Below are 23075 nucleotides of genomic sequence, written 5' to 3' on the forward strand. Positions count from 1 at the left end.
ATGGATGCCATCCGCAAGTCCGTCAGCGTCGAATTACTGTCATGAACTATTACAGCCCGGCGGCGCAGGAGCGGGTTAGGGACGCCGCATACGATGCACTGGAGAATGTACTGACCGGCATGTTCGAGCCCCTGAACCGTCATGCGCTCGCAGCGCGGTGGAACCAGGCCTGCGAAGCGATGGCGAAGCATCTTGAGGGCCAGGACGACGGCCTCGAATAACTGCCCTTCCGGTGAATCGACGACGGCGCCGGTCACCTTGCCGTTTTCATCGCTCAGCAGCGTTTTGGCCGGTGTGGAGACGCGAAGGTCTCTGAGTATTCGGTTCAGGCTATTGGGGTCTGCGGCAATTCCGTTGACAATTTGACCACCTTCGGATTGTCCTCGTTGGCGCCGTAGTCGGAGCTCCGCGTAATGTCCTTGCCGTCCGCCAGCTTCATGGCATGGAAGACCAGCGTCAACAGCACCGCCACCATTCCATTGATCGCGAACGCGACCACCGCGATGTATACCTGCACATCGGTGCCCGGGATCGCTGCAATCGATCCGCCAAAATGCTGCTTCGTCGCCGGGCTGACCACGTTGTACGCGGCCACGGTCCCGTAAATGATGCCCGCTGCCCAGCCTGCCAGCAGCGCCCACCGGTGGAACCAGCGCGTATACAGGCCGGCCACGATGGATGGAAAGGTCTGCAGGATCCAGATGCCACCCAGCAGTTGCAAATTGATGGCGGCGGACTGGTCCATGGTGATGACGAAGATCAGCGCCCCGAACTTCACCACGAGCGACGCTATCTTGGAGACTTTGGCCTCCGTTCTGGGTGTGACATCGGGCCGGAAAACGTCCCGGTAGATGTTGCGGGTGAACAGGTTTGCCGCCGCTATGGACATGATGGCGGCCGGCACCAGGGCGCCGACGGCGATCGCGGCCAGCGCGACTCCGGCGAACCAGGACGGGAAATTGTCCAGGAACAGCTGCGGAACCACCAGCTGCGGATTGATCGTCTTGCCGTCGAGCTCGGTCGGTTTGGTCCCTGCGGCAATGGCCACGTAGCCCAGCAGCGCCAGGAAGCCGAGAACCAGGGAATAGAGCGGCAGCAGCGCGGCATTCTTTCGGATCGTATTCCGGCTCTTGGTCGCCAGCACACCAGTGACTGAATGCGGATACATGAACAACGCCAGGGCCGAGCCCAGCGCCAACGTCCAGTACGCCGAGTAGCTGGCCGCGCCGGGGATGATGGCGCCGACGGGCTTGCCCGTGGCCGGGCTGAGCGCCGTGAGCTTGGTCTGGGCCGCATCGAAAATGGTGCCCCAGCCGCCGAACTTGGCCGGCAGGTAGATGATGGCCACGATCACGGCGAGATAGATCAGCACGTCCTTGACGACGGCGATCATGGCCGGGGCACGCAACCCGGAGGTGAAGGTGTAAGCGGCCAGCACCACGAAGGCGATGACCAGTGGCAGATCGTTGAGCAACGGGTTATCCGTGCTGCCCACACCCAATACAGTCAGCACCGCTTTGATGCCCACGAGCTGTAGCGCGATATAGGGCATGGTGGCCACCATACCGGTGAGCGCGATGGCAATGGAGAGCGGTTTGCTGCCGTACCTCCCGCCCACAAAGTCCGCGGTGGTGACGAAGCCGTGCCGGTGCGAGACCGACCAGAGCCGGCTCATCAGCAGGAACACAATGGGGTAGAGCACGATCGTGTAGGGCACTGCGAAGAACCCGCTCACTGCACCGGTAGCCCACATCGCCGCGGGCACAGCCACGAACGTGTACGCCGTATAGAGGTCGCCTCCCAGCAGGAACCAAGTGACCCATGATCCGAACTTGCGGCCGCCCAAGCCCCACTCGTCCAGCGTGTGCAGGCCTTCTTTGCCGCCGCCGCGCCAGCGGGCGGCATAGAATCCCAGGACACCCACCAGCACAAAGAGTACGACGACGACGGCCAGCGCCACGCCGTCGATGCTTCTGGCGGGACCTTCAGCCATCACCGCGGAGGTTGCGCCGGCGGAGCTTGGAACGATACTCATCGCCCTTCACCGCCGTCGTCGTTCGTTGCCGCCGGCGCCTTGCCGGGCATATCGCGCTTCAGGACGTCCCTGCGGCGCTGGTCCTCGCGTGTCACGACCCAGTAACAGATGCCGATGACACCAGCCTCGATCGGCACGAGCAGCATCTGGTACCAGTAGAAGAACGGCATGCCGCCCAAACGCGGCTCGATGCTGGCATACATCGGCACGAGCAACGGAATAATGATTCCCAGTCCCAGCAGCACCCCGCTGACGACATAGGGAGCCGGTCTCGCCGGCCCACGGGTTGGCATATCGCGGGGATTCGTCTCCATTGACACGTAGGGCTCCTTCGTGGACCTATCACGATCCAGCTCACTGCAGAGAAAACAACAGCTTGCCCCGGAACCGATCGGGCCTGCGGTCTTCCACCGCGATATTGAATATAGAGCACCCTCTTCAGGGTGATTTCAGAATACTTCCTCTCCGCCCACTCTCATATAGCTCCCGAGGCCGTATCTGGCCCGACTGTGGCAGGCTGAAAGGGAGGGGCAGATTCAGGCGGCCGATCTCTGGTTGATTGCTCCCGTTGCGGCGTATTCTGAACACACGTTGCACGCGAGATAGCTGGAACAAAATGGCTTCGAAGCATCGATTTGGGGCTCGTCTGGCCGCAGCCTTGGGAAGGCTCGTCGGATTCTTCACGGTGAGCGGCATCTGCGGCGTCCTGGCCGCCAGCCTGATCATCCCGGGTGTAGCAGCTGCCGGTGCAGCGGTCACGGGTTCGATTACGTTTTTCAACAACCTTCCCGGAGAGCTGGCGGTGGAACCGCCGTCGCAGGCCACCACGGTCCTGACCTCGGACGGAAAGCCGATCGCCACCTTCTACGCGGAGAACCGGGTGAAGGTCGGCCTGGACCTGATGTCCCCGTACATCAAGGACGCCATCATCGCCATAGAGGACAGCCGCTTCTACGAGCACGCCGGCGTGGATCCCCAGGGGATTCTTCGGGCAATGACGTTCAATCTGACCAGCGGCGGCAGGCAGGGCGCGTCCACCCTGACCCAGCAGTACGTCACCAATGTGCTCAACGAGTCCCTGGTTTCAGCCGACAGGGGCGATCTGGTTGTCCTCAGCGGACAGAAAAGCGTCGGTGACAAGCTGCGCGAGATGAAGCTCGCCATCGAGCTGGAGAAGAAGTTCAGCAAGGACCAGATCCTGGAAGGCTACCTCAACATCGTGTTCTTCAACCGGGACGCCTACGGCATCGAAGCCGCGGCACGGTACTTCTTCAGCACCACCGCCAAGGACCTAACCCTGCCGCAGGCGGCCCTGCTCGCCGGGCTGGTGAACAGCCCCAGCTTCTACGATCCCGCCGTCCACCCGGACAACTCCATGCAGCGGCGCAACCAGGTGCTGGACAAGATGCTCAGCCAGGGCAAGATCACCCAGGATCAGCACGCCGCCGCCGTGGCCACCCCTGTGGATCTCAAGATCGCCCCGGGAAAGCAGGGCTGCGCCTCCACGGAAATGGCACCGTACTTCTGCGACTACGTCTCGCACCTGATCCTCAACAACCCTGCTTACGGCGTTGACGTTACCGACCGCGAGAGGGTGCTGGACCGCGGCGGCCTGACCATCACCACAACGCTGGACAGCCGGCTGCAGGCGGCCGCGCAGGCCCAGGTGGACGCCACGGCCGGGGCCAACCCGGACAAATGGGGCGCGTCCCTGGTCTCCATACAGCCCGGCACGGGCAAGATCCTCGCAATGGCGCAGAACACCGTATTTCTTCCCGAATCCGGGAAATTCGATACGCAGCTAAACTTCAACGTCGATTCCAAGGACGCCAACGGCAATGATCTCAACGGGGCCGGCGGGTTCCAACCGGGGTCCACGATGAAGCCGTTCACGTTCGCGGAATGGCTCAATGAGGGCAAATCCATGACCACCACGGTGGACGCCTCCCGGCGGTCGTATCCACTCGATTTTCCGTGGAAATCCAGCTGCGGCAAGGTACTTGGCGCCTACAGCACGCAGCAGAAAAATGCCGGCCTCGGCGCCGCGGACGACCTCCAGAACAACGATGCGGGGTACTACCGCCCCATGCCCGTCAACTACGGGCTCTACAACTCCATCAACACGGCAACCTTCGCTGAGGCCGCCCAGCTGGACTTCTGCGGCATCCAGAGAATGGTGGACACCGTGGGGCTCCACAGCGGCCTGGACAACGCCCCGGTGAACATGCACCAACTGGGCAACCTGTTGGGGGCCATCGGTGTGGCGCCGCTCCACTTGGCCAATGCGTTTGCCACCTTCGACAACGACGGGAAGTACTGCGCGCCGATCGCCATTGTGGACGTGACCGACGCGGCGGGACGGAAGCTTCCGGCCGAGACCAGCAGCTGCAGGGACGCCGTCAAGCCCGAGGTTGCCCGCGGAGTGAACTCTGTGCTCCAGGACGTGCTGAAAATGGGGTCCGGTATCTACATTAATCCGAAGGTCCAGAGCGTGGTGCCCGTGGCGGCCAAAACAGGTACCTCCAACAACAACGGCGCCACCTGGGTGGTCGGGTACACCAGCGGCATCGCCACGGCGTCCTTTTTCGGCGACACGATGGAAGGCCAGAAGCGGGCCGGCCAGAACGTCACCGTTAATGGCAAGTTCTACAAAAGCATCGACGGGTATATGCTCGCCGGGCCGCAATGGGCCAACTACATGCTGCAGGTTGCCGGGCTGTACCCGGCCGGAGCCTTTCCGGCGCCACCAGCGTCCATGACTACGCCGCCGGGCCCAACCCCGGGTCCTTCGCGATGACTGCACTACGGCCCCCCGCCGTCGTCTTCTTGCGCAATCTGCGAAATAACTGCACCCCGGAGGCGGTTGCCGCAGATATGAGAACAATCGGAATCATCGGTGCAGGACACATTGGAAGCCAAGTTGCGCGCAAGGCGGTGCACCTGGGCTATGACGTGGTGATCAGCAATTCGCGGGGACCGGAGACGCCGGCGGAGCTCGTGGCGGAGCTCGTGGCGGAGCTTGGTCCAAAGGCCCGTGCCGCGACGGCAGCCGAAGCGGCCGCGGCGGGCGATTTCGCCGTCGTCACGGTGCCCTTGAAGAGCCTTAAGGACATCCCCGTGGAGCCGCTGGCGGGCAAGATCGTGATCGATACAAACAACTACTACTGGGAACGCGACGGCCGTTTTCCTGCCCTGGACAACGGTGAAACCACCACCTCCGGGCTGCTGCAGGAACACCTGCCAACGTCAAAGGTGGCCAAGGGTTTCAACCACATTCAGTACGGCCAGATCACCATCGACGGGACCCCGGCAGGCACGGACAACCGCCGGGCGCTGGCCACGGCCAGCGACTACCCCGAGGCCAGCGGGCTGGTGACAAAGCTGTATGACGAATTCGGTTTCGACACGGTCGACATCGGGCCGCTGTCCGAGAGCTGGCGCGCGGAACGGGACCGCCCGGCCTACGTCGTGCGGCAGAACGCGGCGGAGCTCACCGAGAACCTGGCCAAGGCGCCGCGGACCATCTGACGGTTCTTCGGACCATTCCAGAACGCGAGAGGACGACGGCGGGAGCCTCCCGCCGTCGTCCTCCCCCGGCGATCCCATCCGTACCATCCCCCGGCGGCCCTGCGGCAGCGAACACCTGCCCGATGTTGTCAACAAACTATGGACATGAGCGCGTGCAGATCACCCGCCATGAAAAGCCTGTCGCCGTCCTGATAGGTATGGAGGATTTTTACGCGCCTTGAAGAAATCGAAGAGGCGGCGGATCTTGCCGAATTCCGTGCGGCCAAGGCCAACGACGATGGCGGGCGCGTGAATCTGGCCGAGCTGCAGGCTGAGCTCTTGGCGCGGCCGGCCACACGGTGGATTTCACCACCGCGGCCGCCAAAGAGATCCGCAAGCTGGACACCAGCACGCGAAGGAGAATCCTGGTCTCAATCGCCGAACTCGGAACTGATCCCCGCCCAACGGGCTGCAAGAAGCTGACCGGTGAACAAAGCGCTTGGCGGATCCGGATCGGGGACCACCGGGTGCTCTACGAGATCCAGGACAACATCTTGACCATCACCGTTGTCCGGGTCGCGCACCGGCGCGAGGTCTGCACGCGCTGATCCTACGCGACGTAAGCTCGGCTGCACCCAATCCTGCGGCTACTCTCCGGTTCGCCCGTCCACCGATTCACGGAGGAGATCGGCGTGGCCATTGTGCCTGGCGTACTCCTCGATCATGTGGCACAGGATCCACCGCAGGCTCGGTGCTGTGCCGTCGGACCAGGTGCGCTTCGCGAGCTGTCCCAGGCCACCGTCGGCCAGCGCCTCCGCCACCAAGGAGCGGGAACCGGCGACGGCGTCCCGCCAGAGGGTGCGGAGCTGTTCCGGGGCGTCGTTGGCGGCCGAATGCCACTCCCAGTCGGGGTCGGCCTTCCAATCCACCGTGTCCCACGGAGGCTGGCGGGCCCGCCCGTGCAGGGACCCGGAGAACCAGTCGCTCTCCACGTAGGCCAGATGCTTGAGCAGGCCGCCAAGCGTCATCGACGACGCGGCAGTCGTGGCCTGCAAGCCGGCCGCATCCAGTCCCGCGCACTTCCACGCCAGCGTGGCCCGCTGGTAATCCAGGAAACCCAGGAGGGTCGCGGTCTCATCAGCTGCGAGGGGAGGCTCGGGGCGCCCCTGATCGTCCACTTGCCTCATGGGCGCGAGTCTACCCGCGGTGCCGCTGATCGCTCCAAGGGCCCGCCGGTAGGCGTCGATCTGGCCAACAGCCCCGCTGATGTGAGGCTGGTGTCCGGTCAGCCGCAGGCGATGCAGCTCGTGCCGGCTCATCGAGGCGACGTCCACGCAGTCAAGGGTTAGCCGCCCCGCATCGAGTCCGGAAATGCATGATCAGCTGGTCAGGGGCGTCGGACTCCGCAGAAGCGAAAAGGACGACGGCGGACGCCACGCACAGGGACACCGGGCTGTCGGGTAGCAGCCGGCTGGTCCGTGGATGATAGATGGCACCGGCGATGGTTTCGCCGGGCCTGTGGTCTTCACCGTGAAGGCTTGCCCGCCTGCGATGAGGAGCGAACCCGATGGATGCTATTCAGATGCTTTCCGGAGCCGCCATGTCCGCGGTGCTGGCGCTTCTCCTGGTCCTGCTGGTGTTGCGCGAGAGGCGCCCGCTCCTGCTTGCAACAGTGTTTGCCGCCGCTTTTGTCATGCCGGTTTTCTGGAATTCCATCCTGGGCTGGACCGGAGCCATGGGCCTGTTTTCCCATGACCTGCCTTTCGCATTTTTCCCCGTCAGCTGGCAGGATACCGGGTCGGGTATGTTCGCCCTTGCCGGGGCGTCCGTGGCCGTAGCAGTCGGTCCGGGGCGACGGGACCCTGCGGTGCGTACCGGCTACACGGCCCTGCTGGCGGCCTCCGCCGCCCTCATCGTGGACGTGTATCTCTACTGACCATCTGGAGAATCCCGCTACAGTCCTCGGAGATCATCCGGTCATACTCCGGCTTCCATTGTCCCGAGCCGACGCCCGGCCCTGCACTCTGCTTACAATCGATACCTCAATCAACTACTGAGGGACCCATGAAGAGACTCGCCACCGCCCTGATCGCCACCGGACTTCTCCTCTCCGCATCGGCGTGCTCCGCACCGACGAAACTGACCACTGCCGAAACTTGCGAGCGGGTCAAGACCGTTTTGTCGAGCCCGGCTAACGGCATCGGCAAGACCGGGATGAACCGTCTCGCAAACCAGATCCGGCCCATCGAGGCAGTGGCCTCGGACGAGCTGAAATCCGCGCTGCAGTCGATCATCGAATACACGGACGAGTCGGCGAAATCAAGCCCGGACTCGGAGAAGCTCTCCGAGCTGAAGTCCGATTATCAGCAGGCCGGCACCACCTTCACCCAATTCTGCAGCTGAGGCTTCAGCTGAGCATTTCCGGTGCGGGCGGCGGAAGGCAAGATCGCGACCGGGATCTTCGTGACCGCATCGACGCGATGGTTTGTTAGCACTGCCGCCCTTATACCTCCGCCACCGGCGCCGCGAACTGCGCTTCATACAACCGCGAATAAGCCCCACCCACAGCCAGCAATTCCGCGTGCGTCCCCTGCTCCACGATCTGCCCGGACTCCATCACCAGGATCAGGTCAGCGTCGCGGATGGTGGACAGGCGGTGCGCGATCACGAAGCTCGTCCGGTCGGAGCGCAGCGCGCTCATGGCCTTCTGCACCAGCACCTCGGTGCGGGTGTCCACCGAGCTCGTCGCCTCGTCCAAAATCAAGACTGAAGGCCGGGCCAGGAACGCCCGGGCGATGGTGAGCAGCTGCTTTTCGCCGGCGCTCACGTTGCCGCCCTCGTCGTCGAGGACGGTGTCGTAGCCCTCCGGCAGCGAGTGCACAAACCGGTCCACGTACGTCGCTGTCGCCGCCTCCAGGATCTCCGCCTCGGACGCGGACGGGCGGCCGTATGCGATGTTGTCCCGGATGGTGCCGCCGAACAGCCAGGTATCCTGCAGGACCATCCCCATCCGCGCGCGCAGCTCGTGCCGGCTCATGGAGGCGACGTCCACGCCGTCGAGCGTTATCCGTCCCGCATCGAGCTCGTAGAAGCGCATCATCAGGTTCACCAGGGTGGTCTTGCCCGCACCGGTCGGCCCAACAATTGCGACCGTCTGCCCCGGCTCGGCCACCAGGCTCAGATCAGCAATCAGCGGCTTGTCCGGCGAATAGGCAAAGGAGACGTTCTCGAACACCAGCCGACCGCGCCCGCCAACAGGAACAGCGGCACGAACCGGATCTGCACTCTGCTCCTCCGTGTCCAGCAGCTCAAACACCCGCTCGGCGGACGCCACACCGGACTGCAGCAAATTGGCCATGGACCCCAGCTGGGCCAGCGGCTGGGTGAACTGGCGCGAGTACTGGATGAAGGCCTGCACGTCGCCCAGCTGCATCGCGCCGGTGGCCACCTGCAGCCCACCCACCACGGCGATCCCCACGTACACGAGGTTCCCGATGAACGTCATGGCCGGCATGATCAGGCCGCTGATGAACTGCGCGCCGAAACTGGCGGCAAAAAGCTCCGCGTTCTTCTGCCGGAAGCGCTCCTCCACCTCCCGCTGCCGGCCGAACACCTTCACCAGCGCATGGCCCGTATACGTCTCCTCGATCTGTCCGTTCAGCTCCCCCGTGTTTTTCCACTGCGCCACGAACAGTTTCTGCGAGCGCTTGGCGATCAGCGCCGTGGTCACCAGCGTCAACGGAATCGTGAACAGGGCAATCAGGGCGAGCGTGGGCGAGAGCAGGAACATCATCAGCAGCACGCCCACCACGGTGAGCAGGGAGGTGACCACCTGGCTGATGGACTGCTGCAGGCTCTGGGAGATGTTGTCGACGTCGTTGGTCACCCGACTGAGCAGCTCGCCGCGCTGGATGGAATCGAAATAGCGCAGCGGGAGCCGGTTGATTTTCGCCTCGATCTGCTCGCGCAGCCGGTACACAGTGCGCTGCACAACGCCGTTGAGCACGTACGCCAGGACCCAGCCGAACGCCGAGGCCAGGGCATAGAGCGCCAGCGCCCACAACAGCAGGCTGGACAGTGCGGCAAAATCGATGCCCACACCAGGGGTCAGCGCCATGCCGCTGAGCATGTCCGCCTTCTGGTTTTCACCGGCAGCGCGCAGGGCGGCCAGGAGCTGGGCCTTGCTCACCCCGGCCGGCAGCTCCTTGGAGATGACACCGGAAAAGATCAGGTTTGTGCCTTGGCCCAGCAGCCGCGGGCCAATCACCGAGAACGCCACGCTGCCCACGGCGAGCGCCAGCACCAGCGCCAGCCACAGCCGCTCCGGCCGCAGCGTCCCCAGCAGCCGCTTCGCCGTCGGCCCGAAGTTCATCGCCTTTTCCGCCGGGACATTCATCCCGGCGAACGGCCCGCCACGGCCCGGTCCCATCGGCGGGCGCGGCGGGCCTGCCGGCCGTTCTGCGGAGCGTCCGACGGCGGCGGCTCCCGTTCCGGCAGGAGGCCCGGTGCGGTTTGAGGTGCTCATGCCGCTTCCTCCGCAGCCAGCTGCGAGGACACGATCTCCTGGTACGTCACGGACGATTCGAGTAGTTCCTCATGTCTGCCCTGCCCCACGATCCGGCCGTCCTCCAGGACCAGGATCTGATCGGCGTCAATGATGCTGGACACCCGCTGGGCAATGATCACGATGGTGGCACCGAAGGTGTTCTGCTTGAGGGCCCGCCGGAGCCGGGCATCCGTGGCGGTGTCCAGGGATGAGAAGGAATCGTCGAAGATGTAGAGCCCGGGCTGTTTCACCAGTGCACGGGCTATGGCGAGGCGCTGGCGCTGCCCGCCGGAGACGTTGGTGCCGCCCTGCGAGATGGGTGCGTCAAGGCCGCCCTCCATCTCCTCCACAAAGTCCCGCGCCTGGGCGATCCCGAGCGCCCGCCAGAGTTCGTCCTCCGTGGCATCGGGCTTGCCGTAAAGCAGGTTGCTGCGCACCGTGCCGGAAAACAGGTACGGCTTCTGCGGGACCAGGCCGATGTGCCCCCAGAGCAGGTCCGGTGCCAGCTCCCTGACATCCACGCCGCCCATCCGCACCGAGCCGCTGGTGGTATCGAAGAGCCGCGGCATCAGGTTCACCAGGGTGGTTTTCCCCGCACCGGTACTGCCGATGATCGCCGTCGTCTGCCCCGCACTGGCCGTGAAACTGACGCCGCTGAGGACCGGCTGCTCGGCACCCGGGTAGGCAAATCCGACGTCGCGCAGTTCCAGCTCGCCGCGGCCGGTGGTCTCGTTGACCGGGTTCGACGGCGGGCGGACGCTCGATTCGGTGCCCAGGATCTCGCCGATCCGGTCCCCGGAGACGGCCGCGCGCGGGATCATCACGGCCATGAACGTGGCCATCATGACTGCCATGAGGATCTGCATGAGGTAGCTCAGGAAGGCGATCAGCGTGCCCACCTGCATGGAGCCGTCCTCGATCCGGAACGAACCGAACCAGATCACCGCCACGCTGGAGATGTTCAGCACCAGCATGACCACGGGGAACATCAGCGCCATCAGGCGTCCGGCCCGCAGCGCAACGTCCGTGACGTCCTCGTTCGCCAGCGCGAAACGTGCGGTTTCCATGTCCTCGCGGACGAAGGCACGCACCACCCGGATGCCGGTGAGCTGTTCGCGGAGCACGCGGTTGACGGTGTCGATCCGGGTCTGCATTTTGCGGAACAGCGGCACCATGCGGACCACGATCAGTCCGACGGCGATCAGCAGCACCGGCACACTCACGGCGATCAGCCAGGACAGCTGCACGTCCTGCCGGATGGCCATGATGACGCCGCCGATGCTGAGCATGGGCGCAGAAACCATCAGCGTGCAGCTCATCAGCACCAGCTGCTGGACCTGCTGGACATCGTTCGTGGAGCGGGTGATCAGCGACGGCGCGCCGAAGCGGGTGACTTCCTGCTCGGAGAACTCCCCCACCCGGGTGAACACCGCACCGCGCAGATCCCGCCCCATCGCCATCGCCGCCTTCGCACCGAAGTACACGGCGGTGACCGAACAGGCGATCTGGAGCAAGGTGATCAGCAGCATGACACTGCCCAGCCGCAGGATGTAACCGGTGTCCCCCTTGGCCACGCCCTCATCAATAATGTCCGCATTCAGCGTGGGCAGGTACAGCGACGCGATGGACTGCGCCAGCTGGAAAATGACGACGGCGATCAGCAGCCGCTGCTGCGGCCGCAGGTATTCAACGAGCAGTTTCCAGAGCATCCGTACTCCAACCCACGCGTGGTGATTCGAAGGCCAGTCTACGACTCGTTGCTGGGGGCAACTAGGGTTCCTCTCAGGGCGAATACGCGTTCCGACACCGCAGGGGCAATGGCGAACCCTGCTCGCGAGCGGCCGTCAGAGCATTCAGAGGGCCTCATCACTCTCTTAGCCGTCGCTGCGGGCAAACGCGGCGGCGATATATTCGTCACAGCGCTCGAGGCGATCTCCAAGCTGTCTGACGGCGCCGCTATGAAATTCGTCGCGCATGGAATGGGCCTGATCACCCTCGAAGTTCCGCGGCTGACCCGTAACGCCGAATCCGGGGCGGCGTCCGTTGGTAAACTTAGAGAATGCTCAGCACGGTCAAGGCGTCCACCCCGGGCCTGTTTCGAGGCGGCATAAAGCTCAGGCTCGGCGTCAATCGCCGGCCAAGCGTTGTCGCAAACTCTACGGCTGGAGCCCGGATCGGAAATGCACCTTCCTTGTTGACTTTCCTAGTACCACCCGCCTCGAGAAATCTACTGCGAGGTGCCCCGGTCTCTCTGGGGTTTGTCGCCGTATTCTGGACGGTGGGCATCCTGTCCTCCAGCATTGTCTCCGGACCGGCCGGGCCGTTGAGGACGGAAGTTTCAACGACGGCGCATGCGCTTGCCGGCCACTGGTGGGCGTTGCTGGCCTCCGCGTTCTGGGCACGGGATCTGGCTGGTTATGTGCTGGGAACCATCCTGGTGCTTTCTGCCGGCATACCTTTGGAACGGCAGATGGGAAGCCGGAAGCTGGCCGTCTCCGCCTTGGTGGCCCAGATTGTGGGCATCGTGGCCGCCGCTGGATTCTGGAACACCCTACAGAACCTGATGGGGAGCTGGACCCAGGAAATGAGCGGGCATGTGTTCCTGGGGCCGAGTGCTTTCATCGTTGGGGCGGCCATGGCCTGGACCGCGGGTCTGGCCACCCTGTGGCGCCGCCGGATCCGGCTGGTCATCTTTGCACTGCTGATACTGCTCACCCTATACAGTGGAGGGTTCGCTGACCTGGTCAGACTTGGGGCTGCGGGCGCGGGGGCTCTTCTGGGGCCGGTGCTTCTGGGCCGCCGGCCCCGGTTCGGCCGCCCCGTCAGTTCGCGGCATGAAGCCCGGGTCCTGGTGGCACTTCTCGTGGCGGTCTCGGCCGTCGGGCCGGTCGTTGCCGGCCTGATCCCGCACGCGGCCGGACCGCTGTCGGTCCTGCGTTTCCTGTTCACCAACATCCAGCCCGTAGATCCCCAGACACTGCAGACTCTGTGCGCCGACCCGGCGCAGGCCAAAGAGTGCGCCGGCGCCCAGTTGCAGGTGAGGGCCGGGGCCGGCGGGGTTTTCATGGCCATTCTTCCGTCTTTTTTGCTGCTGCTGCTCGCGGACGGTCTTCGCCGCGGTCGGCGTTTCGCCTGGGCCGCTGCGCTGCTGGTCCAGGTGGGATTGTCGGTACCGGCCGTCATTGCCATCACGGGCGTCCTGCAGGCGACCAATCCGGACACAGCCGCCGCGGAGGGGATCGGAGCGATCGAAATGACCAGCCACGCACACCCGCTAACTCTTGTACTGCCGCTGCTCTTGCCGGTGGTTCTCTCCGGAGTGCTGCTGGCATGCCGGACGTTTTTCCCGGTTGCGGCGCCCCAGGGGACCTACCCTCGCCTCGCCGCCCGCATCCTGGGCCTGGCGGGTGTCCTCGGCCTGGTCTATGTTGGTGCTGCCCTGGCCCTCGCACCGGGCTTCGCACCGGTCCCTGGACCCGCCGAGCTGGTGGCCGATGTTCCGGACAGGTTCCTGCCACTGGGGTTCATGGTTGACGCACCTCCCGCATTTTTCCCCCAAAGCCCGGGGGCTGTTCTGCTCTACGAAGGCGTTGGCATTCTCTTCTGGGCCGTGACGGGCGTGCTGGTCCTCAGTACGTTTCTGCGTCCGGCCTACACGGCTCATTTCGCTGATAAGGTCCGGGCACGGGTGATCCTGACTACACAGGAAAGCAGCTCCATATCCTGGATGACCACCTGGCCCGGCAACACCTATTGGTTCTCCACCACTGGCGACAGCTTCATCGCTTACAGGGTCGTTTCCGGTATTGCCCTCACCCTCGGTGCACCTGTCGGACCAAAATCCCGCATGCCCGCAGTCGTTGAGGAGTTCGCCCGCTATTGCACGTCCAATGGGTGGACACCATGTTTCTACTCCGTTCCCGCGGAAGTCCGAGCTGCGGCCTCCGATCGCGGATGGGGCTCCGTGCAGGTTGCCCAGGAGACGGTCCTGCCATTGGATTCGCTGTCGTTCAAAGGGAAAAAATTCCAGGACATCCGCACCGCGATGAACAACGCAACCAAGGCGGGAATCCACGCAGAATGGATCCGCTACCCCACAGCACATCTCTCGGTCCAGGCCCAGATCCAGGCCATTTCCGAAGAATGGATCGCCGACAAAAAGATGCCCGAAATGGGCTTCACCCTCGGGGGCCTGGACGAACTCAACGACCCCGAAGTCCGCTGCCTGCTCGCCATCGACACCCATCACCGCGTCCATGCCGTCACGTCATGGCTGCCTGTCTACCGCAAGGGACACATCGTCGGCTGGACCCTGGACTTTATGAGGAGGCGCAGCACGGGATTCCGGGCGTCCATTGAATTCCTTATTGCCTCCGCCGCAACGAGTCTCAGGGACGAAGGATGCGACTTCATCAGCCTTTCCGGGGCACCCCTGGCCCGTGCGGCCGGAGACCGGCAACCCGGCCCGTTTGACTTCTCTCCGCAGGCAGATGGAGGCCTCGACCGGCTGTTGGACCGCCTGGGATCCGCCCTTGAACCGGTCTACGGGTTCCGGTCCCTGCTGGCATTCAAAGGAAAGTTCCGCCCCCGCTATGCCCCGCTTTACATGGTTTACCCGGACTCTGCGGCCCTTCCCGGCATCGGAAATGCGCTCACCCGGGCGTACCTGCCCGACCTCTCCCTCGGGGAGGGATTCCAGCTGCTGCGCAGAATCCTCAGGCGCCCGCCATCGCGGAAATGAGCATGACGCAATAAGCCGCCGGAACGACGACGGCAATCTCCGGCCACCGCTGCGGCCGCACGGAACCGATCAGCTGCGTCTAACCAGTCATTCATCGACCATTTGGCGGACGGTTCCCTGCGGGACGGGCAACCGTTTTCCAGGTTCCCTAGCCTTGGGCTCATGGAAAACAAAACAATCCCGGTTCTCGTCGGAACGTTGGCTTGCGTCCTTGTCGGAGGGACAGCCATTGCGGCGGTTTCCACTTTCGCCGGACCTCATGACGATGGAACGGCGGTCACCCCCGTCGGAATGCGCGTCACGCCGGCCGGCCAGCAAACTTCGCTGGGCGATCTCCCCCTGAACTCTGCCATCTCCCCCGACGGCAAGAAGCTCGCCGTCACCAACAACGGACAGGGGACCCAGTCCCTGCAACTTGTCGATCTGGAAGACCACGAGGTGGACCAGACCATCCTGTACCGGTCCCCGGAATCCCTTTACATGGGCCTGGTGTGGAGCCCGGACGGCACCAAGCTCTATGCCAGCGCCGCCGCCAATTCCAAAATCCGCACGTACGCATACTCCGGCGGCAAACTGGCCGAGGGCACGCCCATCCAGCTCCCCACCAAAACACCTGCCGGCACGGCCCTGAACCTCTTCCCGGCCGGCTTGGCGCTCACTCCCGACGGCAAGCGCCTGGTGGTCGCGGACCAGTTGGCCGATGCCGTGTCCGTCGTCGATCTCGCCACCGGCAACGTCGCGACAACGCCGGCCGGGCACCGTCCGCTCTCCGTCACGGTCTCCCCGGACGGGACGACGGCGTACCTCACCAACCAGGGTGCCTCCGACGTCTCCGCGGTGGACATCACCGGAGCTGAACCGAAGATATCCCGCACCCTCCCAGCGGGCCTTCACCCCAACAAATCCGTCCTCTCCAAGGACGGGAAGAACCTCTACGTCTCAAACGGCGACGACGACACAGTCTCCGTGGTCGATACTGCCTCCGGCACAACCGCCAGCATCAGCATTGCACCCGAAAAGGGCGCACCGGTCGGAACTAACCCGACCGGGCTCGCCTTGGACGAGACCGGACGCCGCCTCTTCGTCAGCAACTCCGGTAACAACGACGTCGCCGTCGTCGATCTTGCGCACAGCGCCGTTGCCGGTGTGGTGCCCGTCGGCTGGTACCCGACCTCGCTGACCTTCACCGGCGGGACGTTGCATGTCACCAATGCCAAGGGTCTGGGCGCCGGAGCCAATGACGGCCCGGGCCACCCGAACCCGGAGTCGGCCGCCAGGACCGCCGAAAACCAGTACAGCGGCTCCATGATTCCTGGCACGCTGAGCAGTTTTGATGTCCCCGAGGGCGGGCAGCTGAAGAAAACCACCGAGCAGGTCAAAAACAACAATCGACCTGAGAACTCCACAGGCAACGTCATCCCCCGCCAGCCCGGTCAAGAGAGCCCCATCAAACACGTGATCTACGTCGTCAAGGAAAACCGCACCTATGATCAGGTGCTCGGCAGCCTGGGCAAGGGCAACGGCGATCCGTCGCTGAATCTCTTCGGCGACGAGTCCGCTCCGAACTTCCGGGAACTGTCCAAAAAGTTCACCACCATTGACAACTTCTACGCCGACGCCGAAGTCAGCGCCAACGGCTGGAACTGGGTGGCCTCGGCCAACTCAAACCCGTATGCGGAGCAGATGTGGCCGGCCAACTACTCCGGCCGCAAAGCCCCTTATCCCAGCGAGGGCAACGCCCCGGAAATCGCGGCCCAGCAGCCTGACAATACCTACGTCTGGCAGCGGCTCGCCAAGGCCGGCGTCAGCTTCCGCAACTACGGCTTCTACGTCGCCAACACTGCCGGTACGTTCAACGCCGCCGATCCGGTCCTGAACGCCCAGACGGACCACAACTATCACGGCTACGACCTGAACTGCCCGGATTCCGCCGGAACGTTCACGCCGCTGAACGCCACCTGCGGGACTCCGCGTGTTGATGAATGGGCCAAGGATTTCCAGTCCCAGGTAACTGCCGGGACAGTACCCACAGTCCAGTTTGTCCGGCTGCCCAATGACCACACGCAGGCCACCCGCGCCGGTGCACCTTCGCCCAAGGCCTACGTCGCGGACAACGATTACGCGCTCGGCAAGCTGGTGGACACCGTCTCCCACTCATCCGCATGGAAGGACACCGCCATCTTCGTTACCGAGGATGACGCCCAGAACGGCCCCGACCACGTGGATGCACACCGCACGCTGGCCCTGGCCATCAGCCCCTACACACAGACCGGGAAGGTCGACTCAACCTTCTACAGCACCGCCTCCATGGTCCGCACCATCGGCCTGATCGCCGGCATCGCGCCGCTGACCCAGTTCGACGCGTTCGCCACCCCGATGAGCGCGTCCTTCACGGCCAATCCGGACAACACGCCGTACTCCGCGCTCAAACCAAGCTACGACATGACCACCGTCAACGGAGCAAATGCTCCGCTGGCCCCGCAGGTAGCCAAGCAGGACATCGGCACCGAAGACAAGATTGATGAGCAGCTCTATAACCAGGCCATCTGGAAGTCAGTGAACGGAGCCGACTCCCAGATGCCCGACCCCAAGCACAGCGTCATCGGTTCCGGCAGCCAGCCCGCCGACCCCGGATCCGGGCAACCCGCTCCCAAGGACGCCGACGGCTAGCCCTAGGGCTGTGGCGCGTACCGAGGATTTTGGTTCAGAGTACACTCGTGCAATGAAGCTTCTGTACGTAACAGAAAGCGTGCCCACCCGAGATCCCGTGCTTGGTGATGGCAGTTCGATGATCCCTTTCGAGGTGTTGCGAAATCTGCCGGCGGATGTCGAGGTTACCCTTATGACGTTCGCCGGACCCGTAGAACTGCCAGACGCACTGCGCGGGCGGTGTGAGTCGGTGCACGTCTTGGCCACTCGGAAGCGTATCTGGGCGACCGTGCGGTCAGTCTATGGCCTCAATGGAGTCGGAACGCACGAACGGGCCACAGCCAAAGCAATTTCAACTGCATCGGAACTGTCTGCTCAGGGTGATGCCACCCTGATTCACGGGCCGCATGCGCTATTTCTCGCCCGCCATGTGCGTGGACCGATGGTCTTGCAGACGGTGGACCCCTGGTCCATCAGAGCCGGGATGGATGGCACCATGGCACGGGGTTGGCGGTCCGCCTACCGGGCGCGGGAGCACCAGGCACTGCGAGCCGAACGCCGCCTGCCCTCACGGGCGCGGCTCCTCACTGTGGGAGCCCAGGACGCCCTTGAATGGTCGGAACGCCTGGGGCGGCAGGTGAGGAGCATTCCTAACGGTGCCGAGCACGCCGCCCGCCCCGCCGCCAAACGGGGCCCTCCTGTGGTCTGCTTTGTGGGCAGCCTTAACTACGGCCCCAACATTGATAGCGCGCAGGTATTGATCAGCAAGATCGCGCCGTTGGTATGGCAACAAGTTCCGGATGCCAGGTTTGTCATCGCTGGCCGTCGCCCCGCACCCTCTGTCCTCTCGCTGGCCGGCCCCCGCGTGGACGTTCTGGCAAACGTACCTTCGGTCCTCGACGTTTTCCACGCCGCCGATGTGGCCGTGTTTCCCGATGAACACGGGGTGGGTATTCGGAACTCGGTGCGTGAAGCGCTGGCTGCGGGCATTCCAGTGGTAGCGACGCCGGTCGCCGCGCGTGAACAAGATACCCACCCCTTGCTGTCCATTGAAGAGGACACCGATAAGTTTGTTCGACAGATCGTGGACCGCCTGACGGCGCCTCGAACAGATCAGCGGGATGCAGAGGGTGGCGTCGCGACAATTCGAACCTGGAAAGCGGTCACACAGGAGTACCTGGACGAGCTTCGCAGTGCGATCCACGACGGCGGCGCGGCCCCACAGAGAAGAACCTCGCCGGTATGACGTACGCTCCTGGGGAACTCGCCCGGGCCGGCGCCCGGGGAGCTATGTGGCAGGGGCTCGCATACGCCGCCGGGAAGATGATCGTTCTTGTCGCGATCATCGTGCTGGCACGGCTGCTGTCTCCCCAAGAGTATGGATTGGTCGCCTTGGCGCTGGCCCTCATGGCCTACGCGGAGACCATAGCTGACGCTGGAGTCGCCCAGGCGCTGGTCTACTTGCCACGCACCGGCGAGGTAGCGAGATCCGCGCTCTTGATCTCCGTGGTGCTCGGCGGGCTCCTGGCCACAGGCGCCGTCCTTGCCGCACCCATGGTCGCCGACCTCTTCAACCTTCCCGACGTGGCACCCCTCGTCAGGGTCCTGGCGATTTCGCTGCTGGCCACGTCATTGGCCGCGGTCCCAGAAGCCCTGCTGCGCCGTGACCTGCGCTTCAAGCGGCTGACCGCGGCTCCCGTTCTTCGCGCCGCCACCATGGGCACAGTCACACTGATACTGGCTTTTACCGGCCACGGGGCTTGGTCGCTGGCCATCGGAACGGCTGCCGGTTCGGTTTCGTACGCCGCCGCGTGCTGGTTCCTGCTTCCCGGGCGTGCCCCGTGGCAAATCTGGCGTGTGCGCAAGGATGCCCTTCTGGCGAACCTGAAATACGGTGCTCCAGCCGCGGGCAGTACTTTGCTGGCCCGAATGATCTTTGACATCGACTATCTCATCATCGGCCTCTTGATGGGCGCGCAGGCACTGGGCTTCTACACCTTGGCCTTCCGCCTCCCCGAGATGGTGATCATCAACATTTTCTTTGTGCTGTCATCGGTCATGTTCCCGATTTACACCCAGATGCGCAACGAGCCAGAGCGGCTCCGGGGCGGCTACCTGAAGAGTGTTCAGATTCAATCCTTGTACGGGGTCACTGCGGGTGTCGGGCTGGCGGTAGTGGCACCGGTCCTCGTGCCGGTGCTCTTCGGCGAACAGTGGACGGACGCCGTGCTTCCGCTGGTCTTCCTGTCACTCTACGCCGCAGCCCGCTCCATGGGAGTCGGCGCCAACGACGTGTACAAGGCAATCGGCCGGCCGGGTCTTTCGATCGGGATTTCGCTCGTCCGGCTCGCCATCCTTGCGCCGGCTCTCCTGTATGCCTCACGGTGGGGCATTGTGGGCGTCGCGTGCGCACAGCTGGTTGTCGCACTGCTTTTCGCCCTCGGAATGCAGATGGTGGCGGCCAAAGTGATCCACCTGAAACCGCGGCAACTGTTGCGCGCTTTCGTGCCCGGCCTGGTCTGCGGCGTGGCCGTGGCAGCGGCGGGACTGGGCACATTGGCTGTTCCGCTATTGGGTGGCGTGACCACAACGATCGTCGTCGTCATCTTGGGCATTGCGGTGGTCTATGCGATTCTGCGCCTGGGCTTCTCGTCCCTGCACGATGAGCTCCTGCAGCTGGTTCGGCGCCGTTGAACTACGACATCGACCAGGTGTTCACGACGTGTCGCCACAACCAATAGTCCCGATCAGCGAGAACCGCGGCTCGCATCTGGGTCCTTCCTTGTTCTGGGGCCGCTTGGCCTGCCAGCCTGTATGCCAGCGTGGCTGCAGACCGAGCCCACGTCGCGGTGATCAGCAACGGAAGCAGATCAGGGTTCACCCCTCGCAGCTGCAAGTGGCTACGCAGGGGGGCCAGAGCCCACCCGGTGGATCCGAACGCTTTGTCGAAGGCCTCGAGCTGGCCGATGCGGGAGAACGCCTGTTCGTTTGATTCGCTCAGGTACTGCAGATAGAACACCAGATCATGGCCGGGCAGACCATCGGTCCGGGACCGCTCCCAGTCGACGACTTGAAGCCTGCCCTGGGGCGGCAGGAAGAGATTGGGGTGGCTCAGGTCGCCATGTTCGACGACGGCGGGCAGCTGCACTGAACGCAATGGTGCCAGCATCTCGTGTGTGCGTTCGACCAGCACGCTCAGGTCATCGTCCAGCGGCAACATACCGGCGAGGGCCCGCAACGGACGGCTGATGGTGCGGTCATACCAACCCTCGTTGGCTGGCGCGGACCGTGTGAAAGGTAATGCAGCCACGAAATCTGTGCCCGCGCTGATCGCGCCGGACAAATCGGCAGCTACGCGATGGGGATCCAAGGGAGCGCCCGTCACGGCAGTCTCGATGAGGACGGTGTGGGCACCGACGTCGAGGGTCCCCAGCACTTCCGGGACGCCGATCAAAGGTCGCCCGCCGCGAGCCCTGAGCTGTTTCATCATCTCGGCTTCGTGGCGAACACTGTGGTTATCCCCCGGCTGGCGAGGCACCTTGACCACCAGGCTGGGCTCGCGGGCACCGATCGCAAAGATCAGGGCCACCACATGCCTTGAGGTAACGAACCGCGGCGTGAGCAAGACTGTGGCCCAGTGCCTGCCGATACCGTACTTCTCCAGCTCGAGTTCCTGATAGTGGTCTTGAAGGACGCTGTCGATGAAGTTCATTTCCGCTCGTCGCTCTCCGGGCGGCGGCCCGTCACGGTACCTTCCGGGATGGCGACGTCGAACAGGCGCAGCGCCAACGCGAGACGGCCGATGAGCGATCTTGCCTTTCCGAAGCGAATGGCCTCGTGCAGTGACAGGGTGTCCAGGACGGCGGTCCTCGATGCCACCGGCACGATTCGGGCTGGCCGGTCCAGGGTCGGCGCATGCCAGTAAACCCTGACGTCACGGAATCCCTGCATCGCAAAGGCGCGCTTCCAGCCTTTGAGGGTGCGCGGGCCCGAGCGGCGGAAGAACGAACGCCGGAGCTGGGCACACATCCAGCCGCCGGGCTGCACCGCTGCCGCCGACGCCGCGAAGAGCCGGAGATCGGGATCCGTGAGCAGAACGACTTCGAACACCTTGTCCGCGGTGCCGTTGTGGTCAGACCGGATGAGGGCGGCGTTGGGGTCAAGCAGGCGGAGTGCAGACATCATGTCGGCACCGATCGTGCCGCCGTAGCCCACGCTTTGGGGTTGGAGGACCGGCAGGAGGAACCGCCAGTCGAGCAGCCTCCACAAGTGCAAGGACAGTGCCGCGGCCCCGCCCGGATCCGCCTTCTGCGGATTCGCGGTGCTCGGTGACATACCGCGCCACACGATCTCCGTGGCCAGTCGCTGAACCAGGGCCCGGGGCTGGTCGGCGTCAAGGACCCAGGTCCTGGGCAGCCGATCAGCGAGCTCCAGGTAGGCCTGCCTCCAGTTCTCCAGAACCTCGGCAGAATGTTCGCCCTTCCTGGCAAACATCACCTCGCCGGGCGCATCAAGTACCAACAGGACATCAGGTTCAGGACTCAAGCGGAATGCAAGAGCATTGGTGATTCTGCCTGCGACGCTGGTGTCAACCGACCCAGGCAGCATTGCATCGTAGGGGACGCGATCCATGAGCACCAAGCGGCCCCGGAGGCGGTGATACCTGGCGGCTAGGCCACCTCGGAGGAGTCGGAACACCTTCTTGGCCGACCGTCCGCCCGGAACCCGGCGGAGCCATGAGTCCCAAGGACCGGCGCCCCACATGCCCATGTAGACATACTTGCTGGGGATGGGGAACGCTGCGCCGAGGTTGTGCAGCAAGGTGGTCTTGCCGGCGCCGTCCGGTGCCATCACACCCACCACCATTCCGCGTCCCTGAAGCCTCGGGCTGAGCAGGCGCAGGGCGCGGTTCCTTGCGCCGCGCAAACGCGTGCGCGATGGCGCGGTGTTGGCCCAGCTGGATTTCATGTGGGCCACCATGGCAGGGACTTCGTCATGTCTGTGCGACCGGACCAGTTTCAGCATCCGCCCGGCTGTGCCCGGACCGCTGCGTTGATCTATGTATTCGGCGATCAGGTCGTCGTCGGAAGCGACCGCGGCGGCTCGTCGGGCGGTTTCGAACCGTTCTGGCGCGATTTCCCCTTTGTCCAGCACCAGGTGGAGCAGCTGCAACCATGCGTGGTCTGCCGGAGCGGGCAGCCAGAACGGACCGTTCCGTATCCGCCGTTCAAGGCAGCCAGCGGCCAGCGACGTTCGCCACTGCTGGAGCGGCCCGAAGGAGATCTCCGAGACGACATCCAACTTCACCCACAACTCATCAGGATCGGCATAGTCGAAGTAGAACCGGTGACTTCCGTGCCCTGCCGCACGTACGCGGCACAAACCGATGGAGTTCATCAGTTCGTCCAGTCCCGGAAGTTGCCCGCCGGCCACGAGGAGGTCCACATCGCCGTATGGACGGGCGAGGTCGTCTTCTCCTCGCAGCAAGACCCAAGCCAGTCCCGATTCGTCAAGTGCACGGAACGCCCTGGCCACCGTCGGGTGTATGACCATGGGTATGTCTGCCTGGCCCCGCGGCTCTGCGCTACCGCCGCCCG

The 23075-nt window shown here is 64.2% G+C and carries 18 protein-coding genes; 11 read left to right on the forward strand and 7 right to left on the reverse strand.

Going from position 1 to position 23075, the window contains the following annotated elements:
- The first annotated feature begins 41 nt into the window (after positions 1–41).
- The gene (locus ACQCST_RS17820; RefSeq protein WP_426997045.1) at positions 42–221 is read left to right on the forward strand and encodes a hypothetical protein; all 180 of its coding nucleotides are present in this window, start codon (positions 42–44) and stop codon (positions 219–221) included.
- 104 nt (positions 222–325) lie between these two features.
- On the opposite strand, the gene mctP is transcribed toward ACQCST_RS17820, so the two are convergent.
- The gene (gene mctP / locus ACQCST_RS17825) at positions 326–2035 is read right to left on the reverse strand and encodes a monocarboxylate uptake permease MctP (protein ID WP_426997047.1); all 1710 of its coding nucleotides are present in this window, start codon (positions 2033–2035) and stop codon (positions 326–328) included.
- Entirely contained in the window at positions 2032–2349 is a 318-nt protein-coding gene (locus ACQCST_RS17830; RefSeq protein WP_426999215.1) for a DUF3311 domain-containing protein, read from the reverse strand. The genes mctP and ACQCST_RS17830 overlap by 4 nt, the downstream gene beginning before the upstream one ends.
- A gap of 302 nt (positions 2350–2651) precedes the next feature.
- Here ACQCST_RS17830 and ACQCST_RS17835 point away from each other — a divergent pair, with 302 nt between their 5' ends.
- The 3 genes from ACQCST_RS17835 to ACQCST_RS17845 all read left to right on the forward strand — a co-directional run bounded on the left by ACQCST_RS17835 (position 2652) and on the right by ACQCST_RS17845 (position 6150).
- A complete protein-coding gene (locus ACQCST_RS17835; RefSeq protein ID WP_426997048.1) occupies positions 2652–4832 on the forward strand; it encodes a transglycosylase domain-containing protein in 2181 nt (726 codons plus the stop codon).
- A 77-nt stretch (positions 4833–4909) separates the two neighbouring features.
- Positions 4910–5563, forward strand: coding sequence for an NADPH-dependent F420 reductase (locus ACQCST_RS17840; protein WP_426997049.1), 654 nt, complete (start codon positions 4910–4912; stop codon positions 5561–5563).
- Positions 5564–5901: 338 nt separating this feature from the next.
- Positions 5902–6150: a type II toxin-antitoxin system RelE family toxin gene (locus tag ACQCST_RS17845; RefSeq protein WP_426997050.1), complete on the forward strand. Its 249-nt coding sequence runs from the start codon at positions 5902–5904 to the stop codon at positions 6148–6150.
- Between the two features lie 39 nt (positions 6151–6189).
- On the opposite strand, the gene ACQCST_RS17850 is transcribed toward ACQCST_RS17845, so the two are convergent.
- Complete coding sequence (locus ACQCST_RS17850) at positions 6190–6876, reverse strand: DinB family protein (RefSeq protein ID WP_426997051.1); 687 nt, start codon at positions 6874–6876, stop codon at positions 6190–6192.
- A gap of 233 nt (positions 6877–7109) precedes the next feature.
- Between ACQCST_RS17850 and ACQCST_RS17855 the strand changes: the two genes are divergently transcribed.
- Both ACQCST_RS17855 and ACQCST_RS17860 read left to right on the forward strand, forming a co-directional pair.
- The gene (locus tag ACQCST_RS17855; protein WP_426997052.1) at positions 7110–7478 is read left to right on the forward strand and encodes a hypothetical protein; all 369 of its coding nucleotides are present in this window, start codon (positions 7110–7112) and stop codon (positions 7476–7478) included.
- 128 nt (positions 7479–7606) lie between these two features.
- Complete coding sequence (locus ACQCST_RS17860; protein ID WP_426997053.1) at positions 7607–7945, forward strand: hypothetical protein; 339 nt, start codon at positions 7607–7609, stop codon at positions 7943–7945.
- A gap of 100 nt (positions 7946–8045) precedes the next feature.
- On the opposite strand, the gene ACQCST_RS17865 is transcribed toward ACQCST_RS17860, so the two are convergent.
- Together ACQCST_RS17865 and ACQCST_RS17870 are read right to left on the reverse strand one after the other, a co-directional pair.
- Entirely contained in the window at positions 8046–10067 is a 2022-nt protein-coding gene (locus ACQCST_RS17865; RefSeq protein ID WP_426997054.1) for an ABC transporter ATP-binding protein, read from the reverse strand.
- Positions 10064–11797 (reverse strand): ABC transporter ATP-binding protein, encoded by a 1734-nt coding sequence (locus tag ACQCST_RS17870; protein ID WP_426997055.1) that lies wholly within the window; start codon positions 11795–11797, stop codon positions 10064–10066. The genes ACQCST_RS17865 and ACQCST_RS17870 overlap by 4 nt, the downstream gene beginning before the upstream one ends.
- A 108-nt stretch (positions 11798–11905) precedes the next feature.
- Here ACQCST_RS17870 and ACQCST_RS17875 point away from each other — a divergent pair, with 108 nt between their 5' ends.
- The 5 genes from ACQCST_RS17875 (at position 11906) to ACQCST_RS17895 (ending at position 20172) form a co-directional block, all read left to right on the forward strand.
- Positions 11906–12199, forward strand: a complete 294-nt coding sequence (locus ACQCST_RS17875) for a hypothetical protein (RefSeq protein WP_426997056.1) — start codon at positions 11906–11908, stop codon at positions 12197–12199.
- A gap of 167 nt (positions 12200–12366) precedes the next feature.
- Positions 12367–14829: a bifunctional lysylphosphatidylglycerol flippase/synthetase MprF gene (locus tag ACQCST_RS17880; protein WP_426997057.1), complete on the forward strand. Its 2463-nt coding sequence runs from the start codon at positions 12367–12369 to the stop codon at positions 14827–14829.
- A gap of 162 nt (positions 14830–14991) precedes the next feature.
- Positions 14992–17499, forward strand: a complete 2508-nt coding sequence (locus ACQCST_RS17885; protein ID WP_426997058.1) for an alkaline phosphatase family protein — start codon at positions 14992–14994, stop codon at positions 17497–17499.
- 475 nt (positions 17500–17974) lie between these two features.
- Complete coding sequence (locus ACQCST_RS17890; protein WP_426997059.1) at positions 17975–18724, forward strand: glycosyltransferase family 4 protein; 750 nt, start codon at positions 17975–17977, stop codon at positions 18722–18724.
- Entirely contained in the window at positions 18721–20172 is a 1452-nt protein-coding gene (locus ACQCST_RS17895) for a lipopolysaccharide biosynthesis protein (protein ID WP_426997060.1), read from the forward strand. The genes ACQCST_RS17890 and ACQCST_RS17895 overlap by 4 nt, the downstream gene beginning before the upstream one ends.
- Before the next feature lies 1 nt (position 20173).
- On the opposite strand, the gene ACQCST_RS17900 is transcribed toward ACQCST_RS17895, so the two are convergent.
- Positions 20174–21190, reverse strand: a complete 1017-nt coding sequence (locus tag ACQCST_RS17900) for an aminoglycoside phosphotransferase family protein (RefSeq protein ID WP_426997061.1) — start codon at positions 21188–21190, stop codon at positions 20174–20176.
- Positions 21187–23031, reverse strand: coding sequence for a dTMP kinase (locus ACQCST_RS17905; RefSeq protein WP_426997062.1), 1845 nt, complete (start codon positions 23029–23031; stop codon positions 21187–21189). The genes ACQCST_RS17900 and ACQCST_RS17905 overlap by 4 nt, the downstream gene beginning before the upstream one ends.
- Between the last annotated feature and the right edge of the window lie 44 nt (positions 23032–23075).

The sequence above is a fragment of the Pseudarthrobacter sp. N5 genome, from assembly GCF_050157035.1.
GTDB lineage: Bacteria > Actinomycetota > Actinomycetes > Actinomycetales > Micrococcaceae > Arthrobacter.

Coding starts and splice junctions, on each gene's coding strand:
- ACQCST_RS17855 (WP_426997052.1), top strand. CDS start 7,110: ATGGATGCTATTCAGATGCTTTCCGGAGCCGCCATGTCCGCGGTGCTG.
- ACQCST_RS17840 (WP_426997049.1), top strand. CDS start 4,910: ATGAGAACAATCGGAATCATCGGTGCAGGACACATTGGAAGCCAAGTT.
- ACQCST_RS17830 (WP_426999215.1), bottom strand. CDS start 2,349: ATGGAGACGAATCCCCGCGATATGCCAACCCGTGGGCCGGCGAGACCG.
- ACQCST_RS17835 (WP_426997048.1), top strand. CDS start 2,652: ATGGCTTCGAAGCATCGATTTGGGGCTCGTCTGGCCGCAGCCTTGGGA.
- ACQCST_RS17905 (WP_426997062.1), bottom strand. CDS start 23,031: ATGGTCATACACCCGACGGTGGCCAGGGCGTTCCGTGCACTTGACGAA.
- mctP (WP_426997047.1), bottom strand. CDS start 2,035: ATGAGTATCGTTCCAAGCTCCGCCGGCGCAACCTCCGCGGTGATGGCT.
- ACQCST_RS17820 (WP_426997045.1), top strand. CDS start 42: ATGAACTATTACAGCCCGGCGGCGCAGGAGCGGGTTAGGGACGCCGCA.
- ACQCST_RS17870 (WP_426997055.1), bottom strand. CDS start 11,797: ATGCTCTGGAAACTGCTCGTTGAATACCTGCGGCCGCAGCAGCGGCTG.
- ACQCST_RS17875 (WP_426997056.1), top strand. CDS start 11,906: ATGGCGAACCCTGCTCGCGAGCGGCCGTCAGAGCATTCAGAGGGCCTC.
- ACQCST_RS17865 (WP_426997054.1), bottom strand. CDS start 10,067: ATGAGCACCTCAAACCGCACCGGGCCTCCTGCCGGAACGGGAGCCGCC.
- ACQCST_RS17895 (WP_426997060.1), top strand. CDS start 18,721: ATGACGTACGCTCCTGGGGAACTCGCCCGGGCCGGCGCCCGGGGAGCT.
- ACQCST_RS17885 (WP_426997058.1), top strand. CDS start 14,992: ATGGAAAACAAAACAATCCCGGTTCTCGTCGGAACGTTGGCTTGCGTC.
- ACQCST_RS17890 (WP_426997059.1), top strand. CDS start 17,975: ATGGCACGGGGTTGGCGGTCCGCCTACCGGGCGCGGGAGCACCAGGCA.
- ACQCST_RS17900 (WP_426997061.1), bottom strand. CDS start 21,190: ATGAACTTCATCGACAGCGTCCTTCAAGACCACTATCAGGAACTCGAG.
- ACQCST_RS17860 (WP_426997053.1), top strand. CDS start 7,607: ATGAAGAGACTCGCCACCGCCCTGATCGCCACCGGACTTCTCCTCTCC.